This window comes from Leptotrichia wadei (assembly GCF_007990445.1).
GTDB classification, from domain to species: domain Bacteria; phylum Fusobacteriota; class Fusobacteriia; order Fusobacteriales; family Leptotrichiaceae; genus Leptotrichia; species Leptotrichia wadei_A.
On sequence record NZ_AP019841.1, the window covers coordinates 1,382,104 to 1,398,799 of the forward strand.

At 29.8% G+C, this 16,696-nt stretch carries 26 protein-coding genes; 10 read left to right on the plus strand and 16 right to left on the minus strand.

Annotated elements, in window-relative coordinates:
- Positions 1 to 200: 200 nt before the first annotated feature.
- On the minus strand, positions 201 to 857 hold the full coding sequence (locus FVE74_RS06500) for a hypothetical protein (RefSeq protein ID WP_147003767.1): 657 nt from the start codon (positions 855 to 857) through the stop codon (positions 201 to 203).
- Between the two features lie 452 nt (positions 858 to 1,309).
- Here FVE74_RS06500 and FVE74_RS06505 point away from each other — a divergent pair, with 452 nt between their 5' ends.
- The 3 genes from FVE74_RS06505 to FVE74_RS06515 all read left to right on the plus strand — a co-directional run bounded on the left by FVE74_RS06505 (position 1,310) and on the right by FVE74_RS06515 (position 4,378).
- Positions 1,310 to 2,572: an aspartate kinase gene (locus tag FVE74_RS06505; RefSeq protein WP_147003768.1), complete on the plus strand. Its 1,263-nt coding sequence runs from the start codon at positions 1,310 to 1,312 to the stop codon at positions 2,570 to 2,572.
- Between the two features lie 255 nt (positions 2,573 to 2,827).
- A complete protein-coding gene (locus FVE74_RS06510; protein ID WP_060917548.1) occupies positions 2,828 to 4,027 on the plus strand; it encodes a homoserine dehydrogenase in 1,200 nt (399 codons plus the stop codon).
- A gap of 24 nt (positions 4,028 to 4,051) precedes the next feature.
- Entirely contained in the window at positions 4,052 to 4,378 is a 327-nt protein-coding gene (locus FVE74_RS06515; protein WP_147003769.1) for a DUF7677 family protein, read from the plus strand.
- Between the two features lie 76 nt (positions 4,379 to 4,454).
- Here the strand turns inward: FVE74_RS06515 and FVE74_RS06520 are convergent, their stop codons facing one another.
- The gene (locus FVE74_RS06520; protein ID WP_147003770.1) at positions 4,455 to 6,230 is read right to left on the minus strand and encodes a 1-deoxy-D-xylulose-5-phosphate synthase; all 1,776 of its coding nucleotides are present in this window, start codon (positions 6,228 to 6,230) and stop codon (positions 4,455 to 4,457) included.
- Between the two features lie 417 nt (positions 6,231 to 6,647).
- Between FVE74_RS06520 and rplM the strand changes: the two genes are divergently transcribed.
- Both rplM and rpsI read left to right on the plus strand, forming a co-directional pair.
- Positions 6,648 to 7,082 (plus strand): 50S ribosomal protein L13, encoded by a 435-nt coding sequence (gene rplM / locus FVE74_RS06525; protein ID WP_021746802.1) that lies wholly within the window; start codon positions 6,648 to 6,650, stop codon positions 7,080 to 7,082.
- A 13-nt stretch (positions 7,083 to 7,095) separates the two neighbouring features.
- The gene (gene rpsI / locus FVE74_RS06530) at positions 7,096 to 7,494 is read left to right on the plus strand and encodes a 30S ribosomal protein S9 (protein WP_060917545.1); all 399 of its coding nucleotides are present in this window, start codon (positions 7,096 to 7,098) and stop codon (positions 7,492 to 7,494) included.
- 125 nt (positions 7,495 to 7,619) lie between these two features.
- On the opposite strand, the gene FVE74_RS11935 is transcribed toward rpsI, so the two are convergent.
- From FVE74_RS11935 to FVE74_RS06590, 14 genes are all read right to left on the minus strand, one after another.
- On the minus strand, positions 7,620 to 8,210 hold the full coding sequence (locus FVE74_RS11935) for a tyrosine-type recombinase/integrase (protein WP_232053892.1): 591 nt from the start codon (positions 8,208 to 8,210) through the stop codon (positions 7,620 to 7,622).
- Between the two features lie 19 nt (positions 8,211 to 8,229).
- The gene (locus FVE74_RS11940; protein ID WP_232053893.1) at positions 8,230 to 8,646 is read right to left on the minus strand and encodes a hypothetical protein; all 417 of its coding nucleotides are present in this window, start codon (positions 8,644 to 8,646) and stop codon (positions 8,230 to 8,232) included.
- 4 nt (positions 8,647 to 8,650) lie between these two features.
- Positions 8,651 to 8,866, minus strand: a complete 216-nt coding sequence (locus FVE74_RS06540) for a hypothetical protein (RefSeq protein WP_147003771.1) — start codon at positions 8,864 to 8,866, stop codon at positions 8,651 to 8,653.
- A 7-nt stretch (positions 8,867 to 8,873) separates the two neighbouring features.
- Entirely contained in the window at positions 8,874 to 9,068 is a 195-nt protein-coding gene (locus FVE74_RS06545) for a hypothetical protein (RefSeq protein WP_147003772.1), read from the minus strand.
- A 156-nt stretch (positions 9,069 to 9,224) separates the two neighbouring features.
- Positions 9,225 to 10,106, minus strand: a complete 882-nt coding sequence (locus tag FVE74_RS06550; protein WP_147003773.1) for a recombinase RecT — start codon at positions 10,104 to 10,106, stop codon at positions 9,225 to 9,227.
- Between the two features lie 179 nt (positions 10,107 to 10,285).
- Complete coding sequence (locus FVE74_RS06555; RefSeq protein ID WP_147003774.1) at positions 10,286 to 11,026, minus strand: hypothetical protein; 741 nt, start codon at positions 11,024 to 11,026, stop codon at positions 10,286 to 10,288.
- 2 nt (positions 11,027 to 11,028) lie between these two features.
- Complete coding sequence (locus tag FVE74_RS06560; protein ID WP_172617446.1) at positions 11,029 to 11,697, minus strand: YqaJ viral recombinase family protein; 669 nt, start codon at positions 11,695 to 11,697, stop codon at positions 11,029 to 11,031.
- Positions 11,698 to 11,718: 21 nt separating this feature from the next.
- On the minus strand, positions 11,719 to 12,465 hold the full coding sequence (locus FVE74_RS06565; protein ID WP_147003776.1) for a hypothetical protein: 747 nt from the start codon (positions 12,463 to 12,465) through the stop codon (positions 11,719 to 11,721).
- A gap of 30 nt (positions 12,466 to 12,495) precedes the next feature.
- Positions 12,496 to 12,684 carry a hypothetical protein gene (locus tag FVE74_RS06570; protein WP_147003777.1) on the minus strand — a complete coding sequence of 63 codons (189 nt, stop codon included), beginning with the start codon at positions 12,682 to 12,684 and terminating at the stop codon, positions 12,496 to 12,498.
- A gap of 9 nt (positions 12,685 to 12,693) precedes the next feature.
- Entirely contained in the window at positions 12,694 to 12,891 is a 198-nt protein-coding gene (locus FVE74_RS06575; RefSeq protein ID WP_147003778.1) for a hypothetical protein, read from the minus strand.
- A 318-nt stretch (positions 12,892 to 13,209) separates the two neighbouring features.
- On the minus strand, positions 13,210 to 13,518 hold the full coding sequence (locus FVE74_RS06580) for a hypothetical protein (protein WP_147003779.1): 309 nt from the start codon (positions 13,516 to 13,518) through the stop codon (positions 13,210 to 13,212).
- A gap of 41 nt (positions 13,519 to 13,559) precedes the next feature.
- Positions 13,560 to 13,706, minus strand: coding sequence for a hypothetical protein (locus tag FVE74_RS11515; protein ID WP_172617447.1), 147 nt, complete (start codon positions 13,704 to 13,706; stop codon positions 13,560 to 13,562).
- A 163-nt stretch (positions 13,707 to 13,869) separates the two neighbouring features.
- Positions 13,870 to 14,073: a hypothetical protein gene (locus FVE74_RS06585; protein WP_147003780.1), complete on the minus strand. Its 204-nt coding sequence runs from the start codon at positions 14,071 to 14,073 to the stop codon at positions 13,870 to 13,872.
- Positions 14,073 to 14,420 carry a hypothetical protein gene (locus tag FVE74_RS06590; protein ID WP_147003781.1) on the minus strand — a complete coding sequence of 116 codons (348 nt, stop codon included), beginning with the start codon at positions 14,418 to 14,420 and terminating at the stop codon, positions 14,073 to 14,075. The genes FVE74_RS06585 and FVE74_RS06590 overlap by 1 nt, the downstream gene beginning before the upstream one ends.
- A 205-nt stretch (positions 14,421 to 14,625) precedes the next feature.
- Between FVE74_RS06590 and FVE74_RS06595 the strand changes: the two genes are divergently transcribed.
- From FVE74_RS06595 to FVE74_RS11520, 5 genes are all read left to right on the plus strand, one after another.
- Positions 14,626 to 15,045, plus strand: a complete 420-nt coding sequence (locus FVE74_RS06595; RefSeq protein ID WP_147003782.1) for a hypothetical protein — start codon at positions 14,626 to 14,628, stop codon at positions 15,043 to 15,045.
- Between the two features lie 9 nt (positions 15,046 to 15,054).
- Positions 15,055 to 15,477 carry an ImmA/IrrE family metallo-endopeptidase gene (locus FVE74_RS06600; protein WP_147003783.1) on the plus strand — a complete coding sequence of 141 codons (423 nt, stop codon included), beginning with the start codon at positions 15,055 to 15,057 and terminating at the stop codon, positions 15,475 to 15,477.
- 53 nt (positions 15,478 to 15,530) lie between these two features.
- Positions 15,531 to 15,716, plus strand: a complete 186-nt coding sequence (locus FVE74_RS06605) for an excalibur calcium-binding domain-containing protein (RefSeq protein WP_147003784.1) — start codon at positions 15,531 to 15,533, stop codon at positions 15,714 to 15,716.
- 27 nt (positions 15,717 to 15,743) lie between these two features.
- Positions 15,744 to 16,331, plus strand: a complete 588-nt coding sequence (locus tag FVE74_RS06610) for a hypothetical protein (protein WP_147003785.1) — start codon at positions 15,744 to 15,746, stop codon at positions 16,329 to 16,331.
- A 197-nt stretch (positions 16,332 to 16,528) separates the two neighbouring features.
- Positions 16,529 to 16,684, plus strand: a complete 156-nt coding sequence (locus FVE74_RS11520) for a hypothetical protein (protein WP_172617448.1) — start codon at positions 16,529 to 16,531, stop codon at positions 16,682 to 16,684.
- Positions 16,685 to 16,696 lie beyond the last annotated feature (12 nt).

Below are 16,696 nucleotides of genomic sequence, written 5' to 3' on the forward strand. Positions count from 1 at the left end.
TGTTCATTATAGCAAAAAAAAATAGATTAAGTCAAATAGTTTTGCAATATTTTCTTATTTTTTATTTAATCTAACTTATTCCCTAAAAATAAAAAAATATTTTATTCATTTTTTACACTATTCTTCCACTTAAAATAGTGATTTTACTATTGTTATTCAAAAAAACAAAAAATGACTCATTTCTGAGTCATTTAACCGCCCTATCTTTTATTATTTTTATAGTAGCTGTCTCTTATTTCCTTTAAAATTCGTTGTGCCTTTTCACTTTCTTCCTTGGTATGTCTTATTGCTTCCACATTTCCTTTACTGTCAGATTTTATTATGACTTTATCTGTGTTCTTTGGAGTTTTAGCAGGTTTTGCCGCTTTGTTTCCGCTCAGATAACTTGCTCTTGCTTCCTTTAATGCGTTCTTTGCTCTTCTAATTTCTTCCGGCGTTAATTCACGTTTTTCTGAAACTGGCGCTAGAGCTGTAACTTCTGGTTCAGAAACTGAAACTGATGCCGCATTAGTAATTTTAACTTTTTCTCTTTTATCTTGTCTGTCCTGTTTATCCTGATCCCTTTGCAGTTTTTGTTCTGCTGCTTTTTGTCTTCTTTCATTTCTTTCTTCAGTTATACGTTTTTCCTTTTCTTCCTTTTCCTGTTGAATTTGTTTTTCTCTTTCTGCTTTTTCCTGAGCTAATCTTTGTTCTTTTTCAGCTCTCTCCTTAGCCTTTTCAGCTTCAATCTGTTGCTTTTGCACTTTATAGTAGTCATCTCTTGCCTTTTTCAGTATTGTCTGTGTGCTAATCGCAAATAACGGAATTCCCACCGCCAAAATTGATGTTATAATTATTAATTTTTTTTTGTTTTTCATAATTTTCCTCCTAATTTGACCTTAAAAATTAAAATTGAACATATTTTAAGTATTATTTGTTATATAAATCACAAAAAACCTTAAATATTATTCCATGTTTATAATATCATAATTTCTCTATCTTTTCAATTTATTTTTACTTAGTATTTTTTTAATACTATTTTTAATATATTTGTAGCTCAAAACTTTAAAAAATATAATTGATAGAATCAAAATAAAAACAGCGTACTGTAACGTAACTACACAGGTTTTTATTAATATTAATCTAAAAATTTTTGAAATAAAAAATCTTAAATATCAAGCTAAATAATTTTTTTATTAAATCAAATGTGCAAATTACCTTGCTTTTTTGCCTAGAATATGATATTCTTTGCTAGTAAAACATTGAAATTTATTAAAAAAAATAGTATATTAATAAAGTGAAGAAATTTTAGAGAAAAATAGGAGGCAATATGGCTTTAATTATACAGAAATATGGTGGAACTTCCGTTGCTGATGCAGAACGTGTAAAGGAAGTGGCTAAACGGGTTGTAAGGTATAAAAAGGCTGGACATGATGTAATTGTCGTTGTATCTGCGCCAGCTGGAAGAACTGATGCATTGGTAAAAAGAGCTTATGAACTTTCAGATACACCGAATAAACGTGAACTTGATATGCTTTTAACTTCTGGAGAGCAAATTTCTATTGCATCTCTTGCGATTGCAGTTGAGGAACTGGGAGAAAAGGCTGTTTCACTAAATGCGTTTCAAGTTAATTTTAAAACAACGCCTGTACATACAAAGGCAAAAATAATTAACATTGATACACAGATTATACAGGAAAAATTAGATGAAGGAAATGTAGTAGTATTTGCAGGATTTCAAGGAATTACTGAAAATAATGAAATTACTACGCTTGGACGTGGCGGTTCTGATACGACTGCTGTTGCTTTGGGAGCGGCGCTTGAGGCTGATGAAGTGGAAATTTATACTGATGTTGACGGAGTTTACACTGCAGATCCAAGAATTGTTAAAAATGCAAGAAAATTAGAGACAATCTCTTACCAGGAAATGCTGGAGCTGGCTGCTTCCGGAGCAAAAGTTCTACATCCAAGATCAGTTGAAATTGCCGCAAAATATGGCATAAAAATACATTTACGTTCATCATTTGACGATTCTACCGGAACAATTGTTCAAAAGGATGAGGAATTTGAAAAATTGAAAAATCAAAATGTTGACACAGAAGGAGAAGCTATGGAAAAAGTAAAAATCGCAGGTATCACATCTTCTAAAAATGAAGGAAAAATCACGCTTTTTGGAGTGCCTGACAAGCCAGGAATTGCCGCAAAGGTATTTTCTAGACTTGCAAAAGAAAAAATAAGCACTGATATAATTTTACAAAGTTCAAGTATTAACAAAGAATTAAATAACATTTCATTTACTGTAAAAATTGATGATTTAAAGGAAGCTGTGGCTATTTCAGAGCAAATTAAGGAAAAAATCGGAGCTGAAGGAGTTTCTTACAAAGAAAAAATTGCAAAAGTTTCCGTTGTTGGAATCGGTCTTAAGAGTCATTACGAAACTACTGCCGAAATTTTTGATACACTTGCTGAAAATGGAATAAACATTGATATGATTTCCTGCTCAGAAATTAATGTTTCTTGCATTATTCACGAAGATGATGTAAATAAAGCAGTAAATGCGTTACATAAAAGATTTATTGAAAATGAAGATTAATTAAAAAATTATAATTTAGAATTTGATAGATAAATATTTTATATTTTTAAAAATTAGAAAGCGTTGTTTTTATCAGTTTTATTAAAGATAATCAAAATACATAAATTTATGAAATAGTGCAAGAACACTCGCAATTTTAGTCGTGGGAGGTTCAGACTATTTGTTAAAGTAAAAAAGATTGTCAAATATATTATTTAAATAACTAAACTAAAAACAAATTAATAATATTTATTGAAAGAAAGGACTTTAGAAAATATGAAAATAGGAATTATTGGATTGGGAACTGTTGGTGAAGGAGTTCTCAAAGTGCTAACAAAAGAAAAAGAAAGCATTTTTGAAAAATCAAGAGCTGATATTGAAGTAAAATATGCATGTGATTTAAATATAGATCGTGAATTTTCATTTGATTTTGATAAATCTATTCTTACAAATGACTATAAAAAGGTGTTAAACGATCCTGAAATCAAAATCGTTGTGGAACTTATCGGCGGAGAAACTATCGCAAAAAAAATAATCATTGAAGCATTTCAAGCTAAAAAAAGTGTCGTTACAGCAAACAAGGCACTAATTGCAAAATTTGGAGTTGAATTATTTCAAATTGCAAAAGAAAATGGCGTATCATTCTTATTTGAAGCGGCTGTAGGTGGAGGAATTCCTATTGTTACGCCTTTAATGGAAAGTTTAGTTGCAAATACAATTACTGAAATCCGTGGAATTATGAACGGAACTTCAAATTACATTTTGACAAAAATGAAAGAAGACAACTTATCGTTTGACGAAGCATTAAAAATTGCCTCTGAAAAAGGATATGCAGAAGCTGATCCTACATTTGACGTAGATGGAATTGATGCAGGACATAAAATTAACATTTTGGCTTCACTTGCCTATGGAGGTTCAATTAAATTCAAAGATATGCAGTTATCAGGAATTAGAGATATTAGCACAGTTGACATTTTCTCTGCAAACAAACTAAATTTGACTATAAAGTTAATCGCAAGTTCAAAATTATTATCTGAAAAATCAGCACAAATTTCAGTTGAACCGACATTAATTCCAAGCAGTGAAATCTTAGCAAAGGTTGACGATGTCTACAATGCAATTGAAACAACAGGTTCTTATACAGATAAGACTTTATTTTATGGAAAAGGTGCTGGAATGGATCCAACTGCTTCAGCAGTAGTAGCTGATATTGTAAAAATTGTAACAAGAAACCATATTGAATCAGATTACTTCTTCAATTCTACAAAAGTATTTGAAATTGTAGATTCAAACACAGTAAAAGATTCTTACTATGTAAGAGTTTCAGATGATTTTGACATAGAAAATTCACCATTTGAACTAATAAATCAAATTGAAAATTACTACATTATCTTGGCAGATAATCTTTCAAAAAATGAAATTAACGAAATTTTGAAAGATGCTAAAGAAAAACTTGTATTGAGAATTATGAAATAAAAATAATTGAAAAGGAAAAATCTTATGAAAATTAGCAAATATGTACAGGGAGCAGTAAGACAATTTTCCTATTGGTTTTTTAATGGAACTTTAGGTTATGATATACTTGAAAATATTGATTATTTATCAACTGTGAGGGAAGAACCTAGCTGTGGAGAATTAGCTTTTGCTATCTTTATGAATAATTTAGAAATTGATTCAGAAGGAAGAGTATTAAATTATAAATATTGTGAAAATCGTGCTGCAGAATACATTAAAAGGTATCATGATCCTAACTTTATTATGAATCCTAAACTTGAAGAATGGGAAACATATCTTTATCCAGTTAGCGAAGAAAGTTACACTTATTAAATAAAATAAAGTCAAAAAAATCAGGAATATTATCAAATGTACTCCTGATTTTATTTTATCTTATTTAAATTTCAAATTATTTAATAGCCATTAAAATATCCTCAACAATCTGTTCTTTCGTAAGTCTATTTTCCTCAAAAAATACATCATAAGGAACTTCATCAGTAAATTCTTTTTTAGCACCTACATTAAGCACTTTCATGTCAGAAGTACCGTAGAAACTAGAAATTTTCGTTCCAAATCCACCTTCTTTTTGACCACTTTCCAATGTAACTACCAATTTATGATTTTGTTTTAATTCATTTAATAAATTTTCATCAAGACCACTTATAAATCTAGGATTTATTAATGTTGCGTCAATTCCATCTTTTTCTTTCAACAATTCCTTCACTTCTTTACCTAACGCAAAAAATTCTCCCAATCCAACAATCGCCACATCTTTTCCTTTTTCCACAACTTTGTAACTATTCAAGTTAGAATAATCTTTATCCACATCAGTTTCAGAATGTTGAACTGCTCCACCAGGCACTTTTATAAATACTGGATTTTCATTTTGATCAATCGCCCAGTCAAGCATTGCTAAGTATTCTTCTTTTGTAGTTGGTGCCAAATACACGATATTCGGTATATTTGAAATCATTGGTATGTCAAAGTATCCCAAATGTGTTACATCGTTCATACCTTTTAATGTTCCACCAAATACTAAAGTAACTGTTGGTGCTTTATTTATTGCAATATCATTAGATATTTGGTCGTAAGTTCTTTGAACAAAAGTACTAATTACACCAAATACTGGTTTTGCACCATTTGTTGCCATTCCTGATGAAAAGGTTGTCGCATGTTCTTCAGCAATTCCAACATCAACATATTGTTTTCTCAGTTTATCCAATTTTTCTCTTCTGTCTTTTGTAAATCCAAATCCCATAGGAACACCAGCATTAATAAATGTAACGGTAGGATCTTTTTCCATTTTATCTGTCAAGAAATCAAATGTTATTGTTCCAAAGTCCTCTTTTGGTTCAGGTTTAGTTTTTGGTTCACCTGTTTTTGGATCAAAGTTTGCATTATAATGCCAAGGTTCTCTATCTTTTTCAGCATATGGCAATCCTTTTCCTTTTATTGTATGAATATGTAAAACTATTGGATGATCAATATCTCTCACTTCTTCAAATACTTCAATCAATTTATTAATATCATGTCCATCGGCCACATATCTATAATCCAAACCAAGTGATTTAAAGAAATTGTTTGGTGCCTCACCATTACTTTCTCTCAATTCCCTTAAATTTTTATACAATCCACCATGATTTTCCGCAATTGACTGATCATTATCATTCGCAATAATTATCAGATTTCCTCCTTGTTCAGCAGCATTACTCAATCCTTCATAAGCAAGTCCTCCACTTAACGAACCATCTCCAATCAATGCAATTATATTTTCTTTAGCACCTCTCAAATCTCTAGCTTTTGCAAGTCCTGTCGCCAAACTAACTGATGTTGAAGTATGTCCAACCCTAAAGAAATCATGCTCACTTTCATCTTGATCAGTATATCCGTTAACAGTTTTAAATTTATCCTCATAAAGAAATCCAGCTTTTCTCCCTGTTAAAATTTTATGCGGATAAGCCTGATGCGACACATCAAACACAATTTTATCAATTGGCGAATTAAACACATAATGCAAAGCAATCGTCATTTCAACCACACCAAAATTAGGACCTACATGTCCTCCTTTAGGATAATTCGTCAATCTATTTAATAACGCTTTTCTTATATCAGCCGCTAATTCAACCAACTCTTCTCTTTTTAATTTTTTTAAATCTTTAGGTGAATTTACTTTCTCTAATGCCATTTTTCCCTCCTACATTTATTCAATTAATTTTTTTTAAAACTTTCTGATAGAATTGTAGCAAATCTCTTTTATAATTTCAAATGCTTTTTTCTCATAACTCACTATGTGTTTTAGTTATAATTATTATAATAAATTTATTACTTAATACTCGAACCTATTTAAAAAAAATATAAAAAAATTATATAAATTCAGGATTTTAGTAAACCAGCCATAGCCTTTAAGTTTTGTTTATAAGTTTAGTTTTATTATAAATAAAAAATAACATAAATTACTTTATTGCAGGAAAAATTATGTAAAAAATCAAGGAAATTCACTTGACAAGTGTGATAAAATAATATATAATTAACTAATATGAGCCTTTCCCACAAAGGACCGTTATTCTATAAATATTAGAGAATAAAAACAGGAGGAAACAAAGTGAGTAAATACACTGTAATGCAAAAAAAAGAAGAAGTTGTAAGAAACTGGTATGAGATAGATGCAGAAGGAAAAGTACTTGGAAAATTAGCTACTGAAATCGCAGTAAGATTAATGGGTAAACATAAACCAAGCTACACACCGCACGTTGACGGAGGAGATTTTGTTATCGTATTAAACGCTGATAAAATCGCTGTAACTGGAAATAAATTATTAGACAAGAAATATTACAGACATAGTGGATATCCAGGTGGATTGAAAGTAAGAAGTTTAGAAGAAATGTTACAAAAACAACCTACTGAAGTAATCAGAAAAGCTGTAGAAAGAATGTTGCCTAAAAACAAATTAGGAAGCCAAATGATTAACAGATTGAGATTATTCACAGGATCTGAACATGCACATACAGCACAAAAACCAGAAAGAATAGAGTTATAGGAGGTAAATTTTCGTGGCAGAAAAAATTCAATATTTAGGAACTGGAAGAAGAAAAACTTCAGTAGCAAGAGTAAGATTAGTACCAGGTGAAACTGGAGTGACAATTAATGGAAAAGATATGAGAGAATATTTTGGTGGAAGAGAAATCTTAGCTAAAATCGTAGAACAACCATTAGAATTAACAGAAACTTTAAACAAATTTGGAGTAAAAGTTAATGTAAACGGTGGTGGAAATACAGGTCAAGCAGGAGCTATCAGACACGGTGTTTCAAGAGCATTATTAGAAGCTGACGCTGAATTAAGAGGAGCTTTAAAAGAAGCAGGATTCTTAACAAGAGATTCAAGAATGGTTGAAAGAAAGAAATACGGGAAAAAGAAAGCAAGAAGAAGCCCACAATTCTCAAAAAGATAATTGTATTATTTTATATACCCTTGGAAACATTGGTTTTCAGGGGTTTTTATTTTGGAAAAAGTATGGAAAAGTATAGAAATGTATGCTTACAATATACACACAATATACAAGCAATATACAAAATACTATATCTTTTCCACCGCTTTTCTCAGCTCTTCAATGTCCTTGTGAGTATAAAATTTTTCAGTTGTTGTATAACTGTTGTGTCCTATTAATTTCTTAACTGATGTTTTATTTGCGTCTGCATTACTTAGTAATGTTGCAAATGTATGTCTAGTATCGTGTGGCTTATGATTCATTCCAAGTTCTTCCATAATAGGTTTAAATTTTTCTTTGTAATAATTATCATATTTCATTTGTTTGCCTTTGAAGTTTACAATCAAGTATTCGTTTTTGGTATTCATCCTATTTTCAACAAGTTTTAGTATTTTAGAATGGATAGGAACTAGTCTATCTTTACCAGCTTCTGTTTTCAGTCCACCTTTAATGATTCTATCTTTCAAATCAATATCACTATTTTTAATTTCCAGCAATTCTCCAATTCTAAATCCTGTATAAATAAGAATTAGAATAGTGTCAATCCAGTCATTTTCATCCAGCAAATCCCACAATCTTTCAATCTCTTTATTTGTAAAAGGCTTTCTTGTGTTTTCTTCCGTATTTTTTCCGATATCTATATATTTGCTATAATCTTTTGAGATGATATCATTTTTCATAGCATAAGCGTATAGCTGATTAAAAGAATCTTAATTTTTTCTTCGAACCATATTTGATTTTAGTGCTGGAAAAAACTTCTTGCAAATCAGAAGATTTTAAATTTACAAATCGTAATTGGTGTAAAATTTTAGAGTTCTTAAATGCAGCAATATATCCTAATTGTGATGAACGACCAATTGTATCAAATTTTTCTGTTTTCCATTTTTCGTAAACTTCCGAAAATGTGAGACTTTGAACATCTACATTATACGGATGTTCATTATAATAAAATAATTGTTGATTAGCTTCTTTTTGAGTTTTATAATAACCTATATATTTATATTGTTGTTTACCAGTCTTATCCCAATGAGTTGTAACCCTTACAGCAAAAGGTTTTCTTCTTTTGCCTCTTAATCTAATTACAGAACCATAACCGTTCGGATTTCTCATTTTCATACCGCTACCTCATTTTTAAAAAATCCTCATAGCTTATTCCCATATATTTTTCAGCTCTTTTTATAGGGATGTGGTACTTATATCTAGGTTTATTATTTATAACTTTTGTAATTATTGCACTTCCTATATCTAAAGTTCCGCTAATCAATCCACTTTTCAAAGTTCTTTCGTTCATTTGAAGAAAAGAGCAAGCTTCTTCCACATTTAACAGTAATTTCATTTTTTTGTTATCCCTCCATTTCTGTCATATCAAAGTAATTTGATATAACGTATTCTTTGCTTATTAAATATTCAACAACTTTTTCTAAATAACTGCTGCTAAAACTATCTATCATTTCGTCTCTATAAGTGACATACATTTTTGCTACATATCTTGTTTCATTTTCAATTTTGATTTTGTGTATCTCAGCATATTTTATCATTGATCCATCCTTTTCCAGTCTTCAACTAAATCAATAACTTCGGCATTCGTAGAATAGATATTTGCTCTGCTGTTTACATAAAATCCTACCTTGTATTTACTCACTTGTTTTCCTCCTGTTTTGTTATAAAGTGCCCTCAATTAACCCTTGCTTTTTTTAAAACAAATCTTCTGAATTAAAATTCTCAACTATTTCATTATCACTTTGAGTATCGTTATCTGCTGTTTCCTCTTCGACAATATCGCTTGCATTGTCAGGACTGTCTACATATTCAACTTCCACGTTTCCGTTTGGCTCGACTTCTTTTATAACAGCCTGATCTACTTTCTGTGCTGTCTGCATTTCAATGCTTAGAATTCCAAATTTACTCAACAATAATTTTAATACAGTTTTCTTTGCCATACTGTCAAAATTTGTTTGCCAACTTGAAGAACTTTTAAGAAATGTTTTACTGAATTTCTTAGCATGTTCTCTTACTTCTTCCTTGCTCATTACATTGTATTTCTCGAATCCATTTGTGGTTTGAAAATATGCAATATAATGAGTTACTTCATCGCTTATTTTTCCATCAAGATTATATTTAAGCTCATCAGTAATTGGATCATAGCTTTCAAACTGTCCTTCGTAAAGTTCTGTAACATTAATTTTTTTATATTGTCCAGTTCTAATTGCAAGCTGTATAAATCCTTTGTAGCCCAATTGAAATTGTGCCTCGTTCTTTTCTTGCCAGTTGCCGCGATTATCTTTGTATTTTCTTTTGTAAGGCACAACATAGGCGAAACCTAAATTTGGATCAATTGGTAAATCCAATGTTGCAGCTATTGCTCCAGCCTTCAAAACGCTTTGTGGCTCTGCTTCCTGTAATTGTTTATTTCCATTTGTAGTATTCAGCAGTGAAGTTAAGAATCCAGCTGCCTTGTTTCCTAGTAATTCTTTGAATTTATTTTTTGTTCTTTCATCATTTATCATTGATTTTAGTGTAGCTGCACCTACTATCCCTTTTGTTTGTTTTTTAGGATTTGTTAAAGTTCCTGCCATTTTATTTCATCTCCTTAAAATATTTTATGTTATTTTTATCTAAAAATCGTTTTAATTCTAACGCTATCTCTTTAGAAAGCCCGTTAACTTTTATGCAAATGTAAGTATCCTTTTTTTGAGTATTATCTGTTTCTTTTTGCTCTTTTTCTTGAAGAGCTCTAGCAATTGCTTCTTGCTTTTCAATTTCTCTTTTCTTTCAAGTTCAGCGATTTCTCTTTGTTTTCTTCTTCTGCTCTTATTCTTAAATTTTCTTCAGTTTGCTTAATTTCATTCATTTTATCATTTATCGCTTTAGAAATGACTGTATAGTCTTCTTGAATTAAATATTTCATGCTTTCAAATACAATTTTGAATTTAATTTCTTTATTTGCTTTTTCAATTTCCTGTTTTATAAAATCTTCTTTTCTGATTAATTCATCGTATTGTCGCTGCATTTCAGTTTCAATATCATCCTCTTTAAATGTTTTGTTTTCCCATTTTTTATTTTCTACTAAATAAACTAAGTACTCTGGTCTATATTTAAATACAAATTCTTTTATTGATTTTATTTTTTCTCTTTTAGCGTTATCTAATTCTTTTTCTTTGTCATGTAAATATTTTCTGACTGCATCAACTCTCTTGATTAAATTAATAAGTTTTTGATTGATTTCTTTTGTGTCAGCTGTTAAATAATCCATCAAATCCTTTTTAAATTTTTCAGCACTTGATTTTGTGCTCGCTACTTCTTCTCTATATTTCTTGATGTCTTTTACATCCGTAAATACAATATTATAAAGTTTTTCTATTTCTTCAACTTTTTGTTCAGCCTTTTCAAAATCAATCATATCTTTATCAATTTTGGCTGGGGTTATTTTTTCACTGTCAAAAACAAACTCCATTTTAGGTAATGCAACTAATGATGTTTCAATTATTTTTTCCATTTTTAACCTCCATAACTTTTTATCATTCTTGGTTCTGTATCGTTTTTGACACATTCCCAAAATTCAATTTCTTTATTTAAAAGTTCCTGTATCTCATCTTCCCAATCTGACCTATTGATTACAATTGTCTGCAACCTTTTATCCAGATCAAACGGTGTTGTATCTTCGTTTTTAAAACATTCAAATTTTATTTCAGCAACTAATACGGCGTATTCATAGCCAGTCACCAAAAAGTAATGTAAAATTTGATATAAATAGGTTTCAGGAATATTGTTCTGCCATTCCTCAACATATTTATTCCACTTATTTATTGTAGTTGTCTTTATTTCAAGTATCCCTTTTTTATCCTGATAAACAATTTCTCCATCTAAATTAGCCCGTATGAAGTCATATTTTGGATGGATGTACATTTTATTGACTTCTAATATTTTTTTATCGAGATTGTCTTCTTTGTAGGAATTAAATATATTTTTTTCAAGGTTCTTACCTCTTTGAGCTGCAGGGCTTGCGAAATTATTTTGTATTCTTCCAGTTTTATCTTTCCAAACATCAATAATATTTCTATATTTATTCTTTCCCATTATCGCTCCTGCATCGCTTCCACCAATCCCTTTTTTTCTTATGCTTAGCCATTCTTCTTCGTTTTTATAACTTATTGCTTTATAGTTCACTTTCTTCTCCATTTCTTTTATCTATGCCCTGCTCCTAAGTTTCAATGCCTGTTTCCTGCTATAACCAGCCCATTTTATCTTGAATCCCGCTTCCTCAAACTTTAGAAGTTCCAGCATATCTTTTTCAAAGTCTGTTTTTTCATTTTCTTTGATAACTTCCTCTATTTCCTTAAATTTTCTGTTCGTTTTTGTGATTAATGTTTTTAAGTACATTCCAGTTATCTTGCTAAACTTTCTTTGTTCGACTTCTCTTTTAAAGATCTTGTAATAAGCAAAGATTATAAACATTTGATGTAAAGCAGTTTCAGTCGTATTGTATCTAGTTTTTGAATATATCTTAAACTTAGATTTTATTTCCATGAGTTCTTGCTCAAACATCTTTCTGAAATGTACAATGATAAATTCGTTCTTAAAATCTTTGATAACAGTCTGCTCAGGATTATGTAAATCTTCAAATTCAAATTCATTAATCAGTCTTGTCAAAGCTCTGAAGCTTCTTTGTATAATATCTTCAAGACTGAAAGTGCACCAAAGTGTTTGTTCCTCTGTTATCTTTTCTATTTTGGTGTCACCACTTTCAAGATTTTTGTCAGTTATTTTTGGAATCTTGAAATAATTTCTGTAACTTTTGCATAAGTTCGACAGAGACATCATAATCATTATTTTTGATTTCCTGTTTTCATCTTTAAAAATTTCCTTTGTAGTGACAGCTTTCTCTATAATTTCCTTTCTAATTTTTTTCTTTTTTGCTTTTTTTAGTACTCCCAAAACACATCCTCCTGTTCTCTTAAATTGCCCCTATTTACAAGACCCCATAAATTCCTTTACTGCTCTAGGACACCACCACAGCAGCATGACCACTAAAAATGGAAAAGCCACATTGCCTCCAATTATCCAATGCCCTTTGGCTTCAATTGTTGCGATCTGCATTAGAGCAGTTGCTACAATTAAAATTATTGATTTTATCAAATTTTTTTCTGACGTCATTTCCACCTCCTACTTTTTAAACCCTGCATCGATACCGTATTCTTTTTGAACGTAGTATCTTAAGTTTTGCTCCATCAATTTTTTTATATTTTCATCAATTTCGCTGTCGTTTTTAATTTTCTCTATCATTTCATTCATTTTTCCTAATTTGTTACTTGCACCTGCAATTTTTCTTTTCATCGCAGGCAATTTTCTAAAATTTTGCATTTTATTATCTCCTTATTTTTTATATTTACAATGTCCTAATCAGTAATATTCGATCTGCTTTAAATGCTCTTAGATAAGCTCTTTTGTTGCTCAGAAATGCTTTTTTTGATACTGATTAAGAATATTGTATTAATTTAATCGTGCCATCTATACAGTTAAAAATTAAATAAATATTAGAAAAGAAGACTCATTATGACATTTCTGCATATTCTAGTAGCTATGCCTTGTGCAAAAATATGCAGTGACATAGATGGCGCGATTAAATCAACATTGTTGATTTTATTTGTGTTTTATAGACTTTAGCACCTGTCTTCTGTTTTAAAATATGTACCAATCATCGTTTCCAACAAACTCCTCATAGGAGAATACTGGCAAGAATTCTTTATACGCTAACTCTATTCCTGCTTTATTAAAAATTTTTGTTTCAAATGCAGGTTCTCCATATTTCTGATCCCATCCACGATATTCTGAGATTATTGTCAGCCCTTTTAACTCCTTTATTTCTTTTGTTCCTATTTCTTCATCGTATGCGAAATTTCCGCAATTTTGTTTTACAAATTTTTCTATTTTTTTAATTCTTTTCTCATTCTGTTTCCTCCTATTTTTTTTTATTAATATCTTATCCAAACCCACTGCAATATTTACAATGAGCTTGATAAAACATCAATTTATTTCCAGTCTGGATTTAAAATTAGTCGCTTTGGCTGTTTTTTGTTAAATAGCTTTTTGATTCTGTTTTTAAATTTCTTTGCTTCAATTTCTTCTCTTGCTTTTTGACTGTTTTCGTTTACTATTTTCAATGCTCCAAATTTCATCTCTCTACCTCCATTTTGTAATTATTTTTCTTAGCCATATCCATTAAATCAGTATATGATATATAAATATTTTTTATTCACAAAGATTTTATAAGATACATTTTTATGGGATAAAAATGTTTTCTCTGCATAATAAACTTGTCGTCTTTGTATAAAGTGTATTTCATTTTGTAACCTCGTTTTTTAAAAATTTTATATTTGTATTGTTCTCTAAAAGACGTTCTATAAGTTCACAAGTTTCATTTACCGTTAACTTGCATCTTTTAGAAATTGTTAAAACCTCAAATCCGCTTAGCCCTTTCCTTATCTCACACTTTGTGAGCTTTAAATCACTTATAGTTTTTGCAAGTTCACACATCTTGTCCATTACATTTCTCCTAAACTAAATTTTCGTTTTCTTCCTACAATTACACATTTTATATTCGATACATTGTGAATCATATCGGATTTTTTCATAATCTTTATCAAATCTTCGTTTCCGTACTCTGATGGGCTTAATTCGTATTCATCATATATTCCGTCGTATTCAAAACCTTTTATTTCATCTTCTGTTACATCAGGAATTCTCTTTTTCAGTTCTTTAAAACCGCTTTCATAGTATTCCATTTTTGCTATGCCTTGCTGTGGATAACCAAAGCAATTTTCTTCTGCCCATTCTCTTATTATTTTTTTTCTTGCTCCTTCTTCATATTTTAATCCTTCGCTAAAACTCATTTTTATCATCTCCTGCTATATTTTTTCTTGCAATAATGCAAGATAATTTTTAAAAAAATATAGATGTTTATTGGCTTTTTTCCATCTACAAAACTATTATACCACATAACTTGCAATAATGCAAGATATTTTTTTAAAAAAAGTTGCAACTATGCAATTTTTTAAGGTATAATATACTATAAAATTCAGATTAGGAGTAACAGATATGGAAGACAAGGAAAAATTGAGAAAGATTATAAAAGAAACTAGGTTGCAAAAAAATATAGCTAGGGATAAAATATCTGAATTACTGAAAAAAAGAGGGATAAAATATGCCGAATCTTCATTATCACGTTATGAAAACGGTATAACAGAAAGCATAAAGGCAGAAGTATTGAAAGGGATTTCAGAGATATTAGGGCTTGATGTAATTGAAATGTATAAATTGGCAGGATTGCTAAATGAAAACGAAGATATAAGATTTGCTAAATTAAATAAAAGAGAACGTGATCAGTATAGTGAAATTGAAAAAGGGGCAGCCTACTTTTTTAACGATAATAGCATAAGTGATGAAGATAAGAAAAGATTGCATGATAGTTTGCAAGAACTTTTTTTTGACGCTAAAATGAAAAACAAAAGAAAATAGAGGTTTTATATGAGAAAACGTAGAAATATGAAACTCAGAGTAAAAAATTTGGTAGAGAAATATAATACTAGTAATCCGTATATATTGTGTGAAAAATTAAACATTGAAATAAGATACTTTTATTACGAAGGTATAAAAGGCTTCTTTAGGCGAATATTAAAAAGAAAATACATTGTTATAAATGAAAAACTGGACGAATATTCAAAGTTAGTTGTGCTGTGCCACGAATTAGGACATGCGATTTATCACAGTTCAAAAAATAAACTTCTTATGAAAATTAATTTTTTTAATTATAATCCAGAGTTGGAAAACGAAGCAAATGAATTTGCAGCAGAATTAATGAAATATCAAGAAGAAGTTAGTTATGAAGTTGCTAGAAATTGTGATTTAGGATTGCAAGTGTTGGAAGAAATGAAAAGATATATAAAATAATAAAATTTGGGGTTAATTTTGGTTTCGGAATATAAAAAGATGGAGGAATCAAAATGAAAAAATTATTTGTAATTTTGACATTAGCATTTATCAGTACTAATGCATTTACGGAAACATTATATTTTAAAAATTGTAAGGAAGCTAGATCAAAAGGCTATAAAAATATCAAAAAGGGTGAGCCTGGATATGCAAGACATTTAGACAGGGATAGAGATGGGATCGCTTGTGAAAGTAAATAATTTATAAAATATAAATGGAGGAAATTTATGAAAAAAATGCTGTTGATTTTGTGTTTAGGTGTTTTAATCGCATCATGCGGAGATGGAAAAGGGGTAGAACTCAAAGAAACTAAAGCAAATAAAAAAGTAGAAAAAGAAAACACTCAAACAGAAGCCTATGAAGTTGAATTATCTGCAGGACATTATGTTGTAGGAGTAGATATTCCTGCTGGGATTTACGATATAACTGCTATTAAGGGTACTGGAAATGTTTCAAGTAGTAACATGTATGATGGGGGAATCAATCAGGTGATGGGAACACAAGATGATGGTGTAAGTGTTAAAGAATTTAAAAATTTAAAATTAGATAAAAAAGATATTTCTATTACAGTAAATGGCACTGCAGTTATAAAACTTTCAAGTAAGGCTGCACAAACCAAAAATTTAAAACCCAAAGAAAATCCAGCCAAAAAAGAATATACTTTCAGTAGTGGTAACTATGTTGTTGGAAAGGATATTGAACGTGGAATTTACGATGTTATCGCAGTAAAAGGAAATGGGAATATTTCATCAGATAATATGTTTGAGGGTGGTATCAACGAAGTTTTGGTACGAGCGGGGACGGATTCTATGTAAAAGAATTTAAAATGCCTATTTTAATGATGATGTCCAATTAACAGTTTCAGGTGTCACTATTAAATTAGTTCCAAGCAAATAGTGTCAGTAAAATTGATTTTTATAGAGTTATTTCAAAATTGGAATAACTCTTTTTATTCAAAAAATTCTTGCATTAACGCAAGAATTGTGGTATCATAATACAGAGGTGGTGAAAAATGAAAATTGATAAATATACACAAATCAGAATGAAAATGATAGAAAAAAAAATTTACTGGAAAGATATAATGGATAAAATTGGGTATTCTAACTGGGGATTAAGGCTGGCAATAAAAAATAATAATTCTGAAATAATTAAAAAAGTTGAAAAATAATAGATGACTTTT

Excerpts from the sequence above, each read along its gene's own strand:
- FVE74_RS06500 (WP_147003767.1), bottom strand. The coding sequence starts at position 857 with ATGAAAAACAAAAAAAAATTAATAATTATAACATCAATTTTGGCGGTG.
- FVE74_RS06505 (WP_147003768.1), top strand. The coding sequence starts at position 1,310 with ATGGCTTTAATTATACAGAAATATGGTGGAACTTCCGTTGCTGATGCA.
- FVE74_RS06510 (WP_060917548.1), top strand. The coding sequence starts at position 2,828 with ATGAAAATAGGAATTATTGGATTGGGAACTGTTGGTGAAGGAGTTCTC.
- FVE74_RS06515 (WP_147003769.1), top strand. The coding sequence starts at position 4,052 with ATGAAAATTAGCAAATATGTACAGGGAGCAGTAAGACAATTTTCCTAT.
- FVE74_RS06520 (WP_147003770.1), bottom strand. The coding sequence starts at position 6,230 with ATGGCATTAGAGAAAGTAAATTCACCTAAAGATTTAAAAAAATTAAAA.
- FVE74_RS11935 (WP_232053892.1), bottom strand. The coding sequence starts at position 8,210 with ATGAAAAATGATATCATCTCAAAAGATTATAGCAAATATATAGATATC.
- FVE74_RS11940 (WP_232053893.1), bottom strand. The coding sequence starts at position 8,646 with ATGAAAATGAGAAATCCGAACGGTTATGGTTCTGTAATTAGATTAAGA.
- FVE74_RS06540 (WP_147003771.1), bottom strand. The coding sequence starts at position 8,866 with ATGAAATTACTGTTAAATGTGGAAGAAGCTTGCTCTTTTCTTCAAATG.
- FVE74_RS06545 (WP_147003772.1), bottom strand. The coding sequence starts at position 9,068 with ATGATAAAATATGCTGAGATACACAAAATCAAAATTGAAAATGAAACA.
- FVE74_RS06550 (WP_147003773.1), bottom strand. The coding sequence starts at position 10,106 with ATGGCAGGAACTTTAACAAATCCTAAAAAACAAACAAAAGGGATAGTA.
- FVE74_RS06555 (WP_147003774.1), bottom strand. The coding sequence starts at position 11,026 with ATGGAAAAAATAATTGAAACATCATTAGTTGCATTACCTAAAATGGAG.
- FVE74_RS06570 (WP_147003777.1), bottom strand. The coding sequence starts at position 12,684 with ATGACGTCAGAAAAAAATTTGATAAAATCAATAATTTTAATTGTAGCA.
- FVE74_RS06575 (WP_147003778.1), bottom strand. The coding sequence starts at position 12,891 with ATGCAAAATTTTAGAAAATTGCCTGCGATGAAAAGAAAAATTGCAGGT.
- FVE74_RS11515 (WP_172617447.1), bottom strand. The coding sequence starts at position 13,706 with ATGAAATTTGGAGCATTGAAAATAGTAAACGAAAACAGTCAAAAAGCA.
- FVE74_RS06585 (WP_147003780.1), bottom strand. The coding sequence starts at position 14,073 with ATGGACAAGATGTGTGAACTTGCAAAAACTATAAGTGATTTAAAGCTC.
- FVE74_RS06590 (WP_147003781.1), bottom strand. The coding sequence starts at position 14,420 with ATGAGTTTTAGCGAAGGATTAAAATATGAAGAAGGAGCAAGAAAAAAA.
- FVE74_RS06595 (WP_147003782.1), top strand. The coding sequence starts at position 14,626 with ATGGAAGACAAGGAAAAATTGAGAAAGATTATAAAAGAAACTAGGTTG.
- FVE74_RS06600 (WP_147003783.1), top strand. The coding sequence starts at position 15,055 with ATGAGAAAACGTAGAAATATGAAACTCAGAGTAAAAAATTTGGTAGAG.
- FVE74_RS06605 (WP_147003784.1), top strand. The coding sequence starts at position 15,531 with ATGAAAAAATTATTTGTAATTTTGACATTAGCATTTATCAGTACTAAT.
- FVE74_RS06610 (WP_147003785.1), top strand. The coding sequence starts at position 15,744 with ATGAAAAAAATGCTGTTGATTTTGTGTTTAGGTGTTTTAATCGCATCA.
- FVE74_RS11520 (WP_172617448.1), top strand. The coding sequence starts at position 16,529 with ATGAAAATTGATAAATATACACAAATCAGAATGAAAATGATAGAAAAA.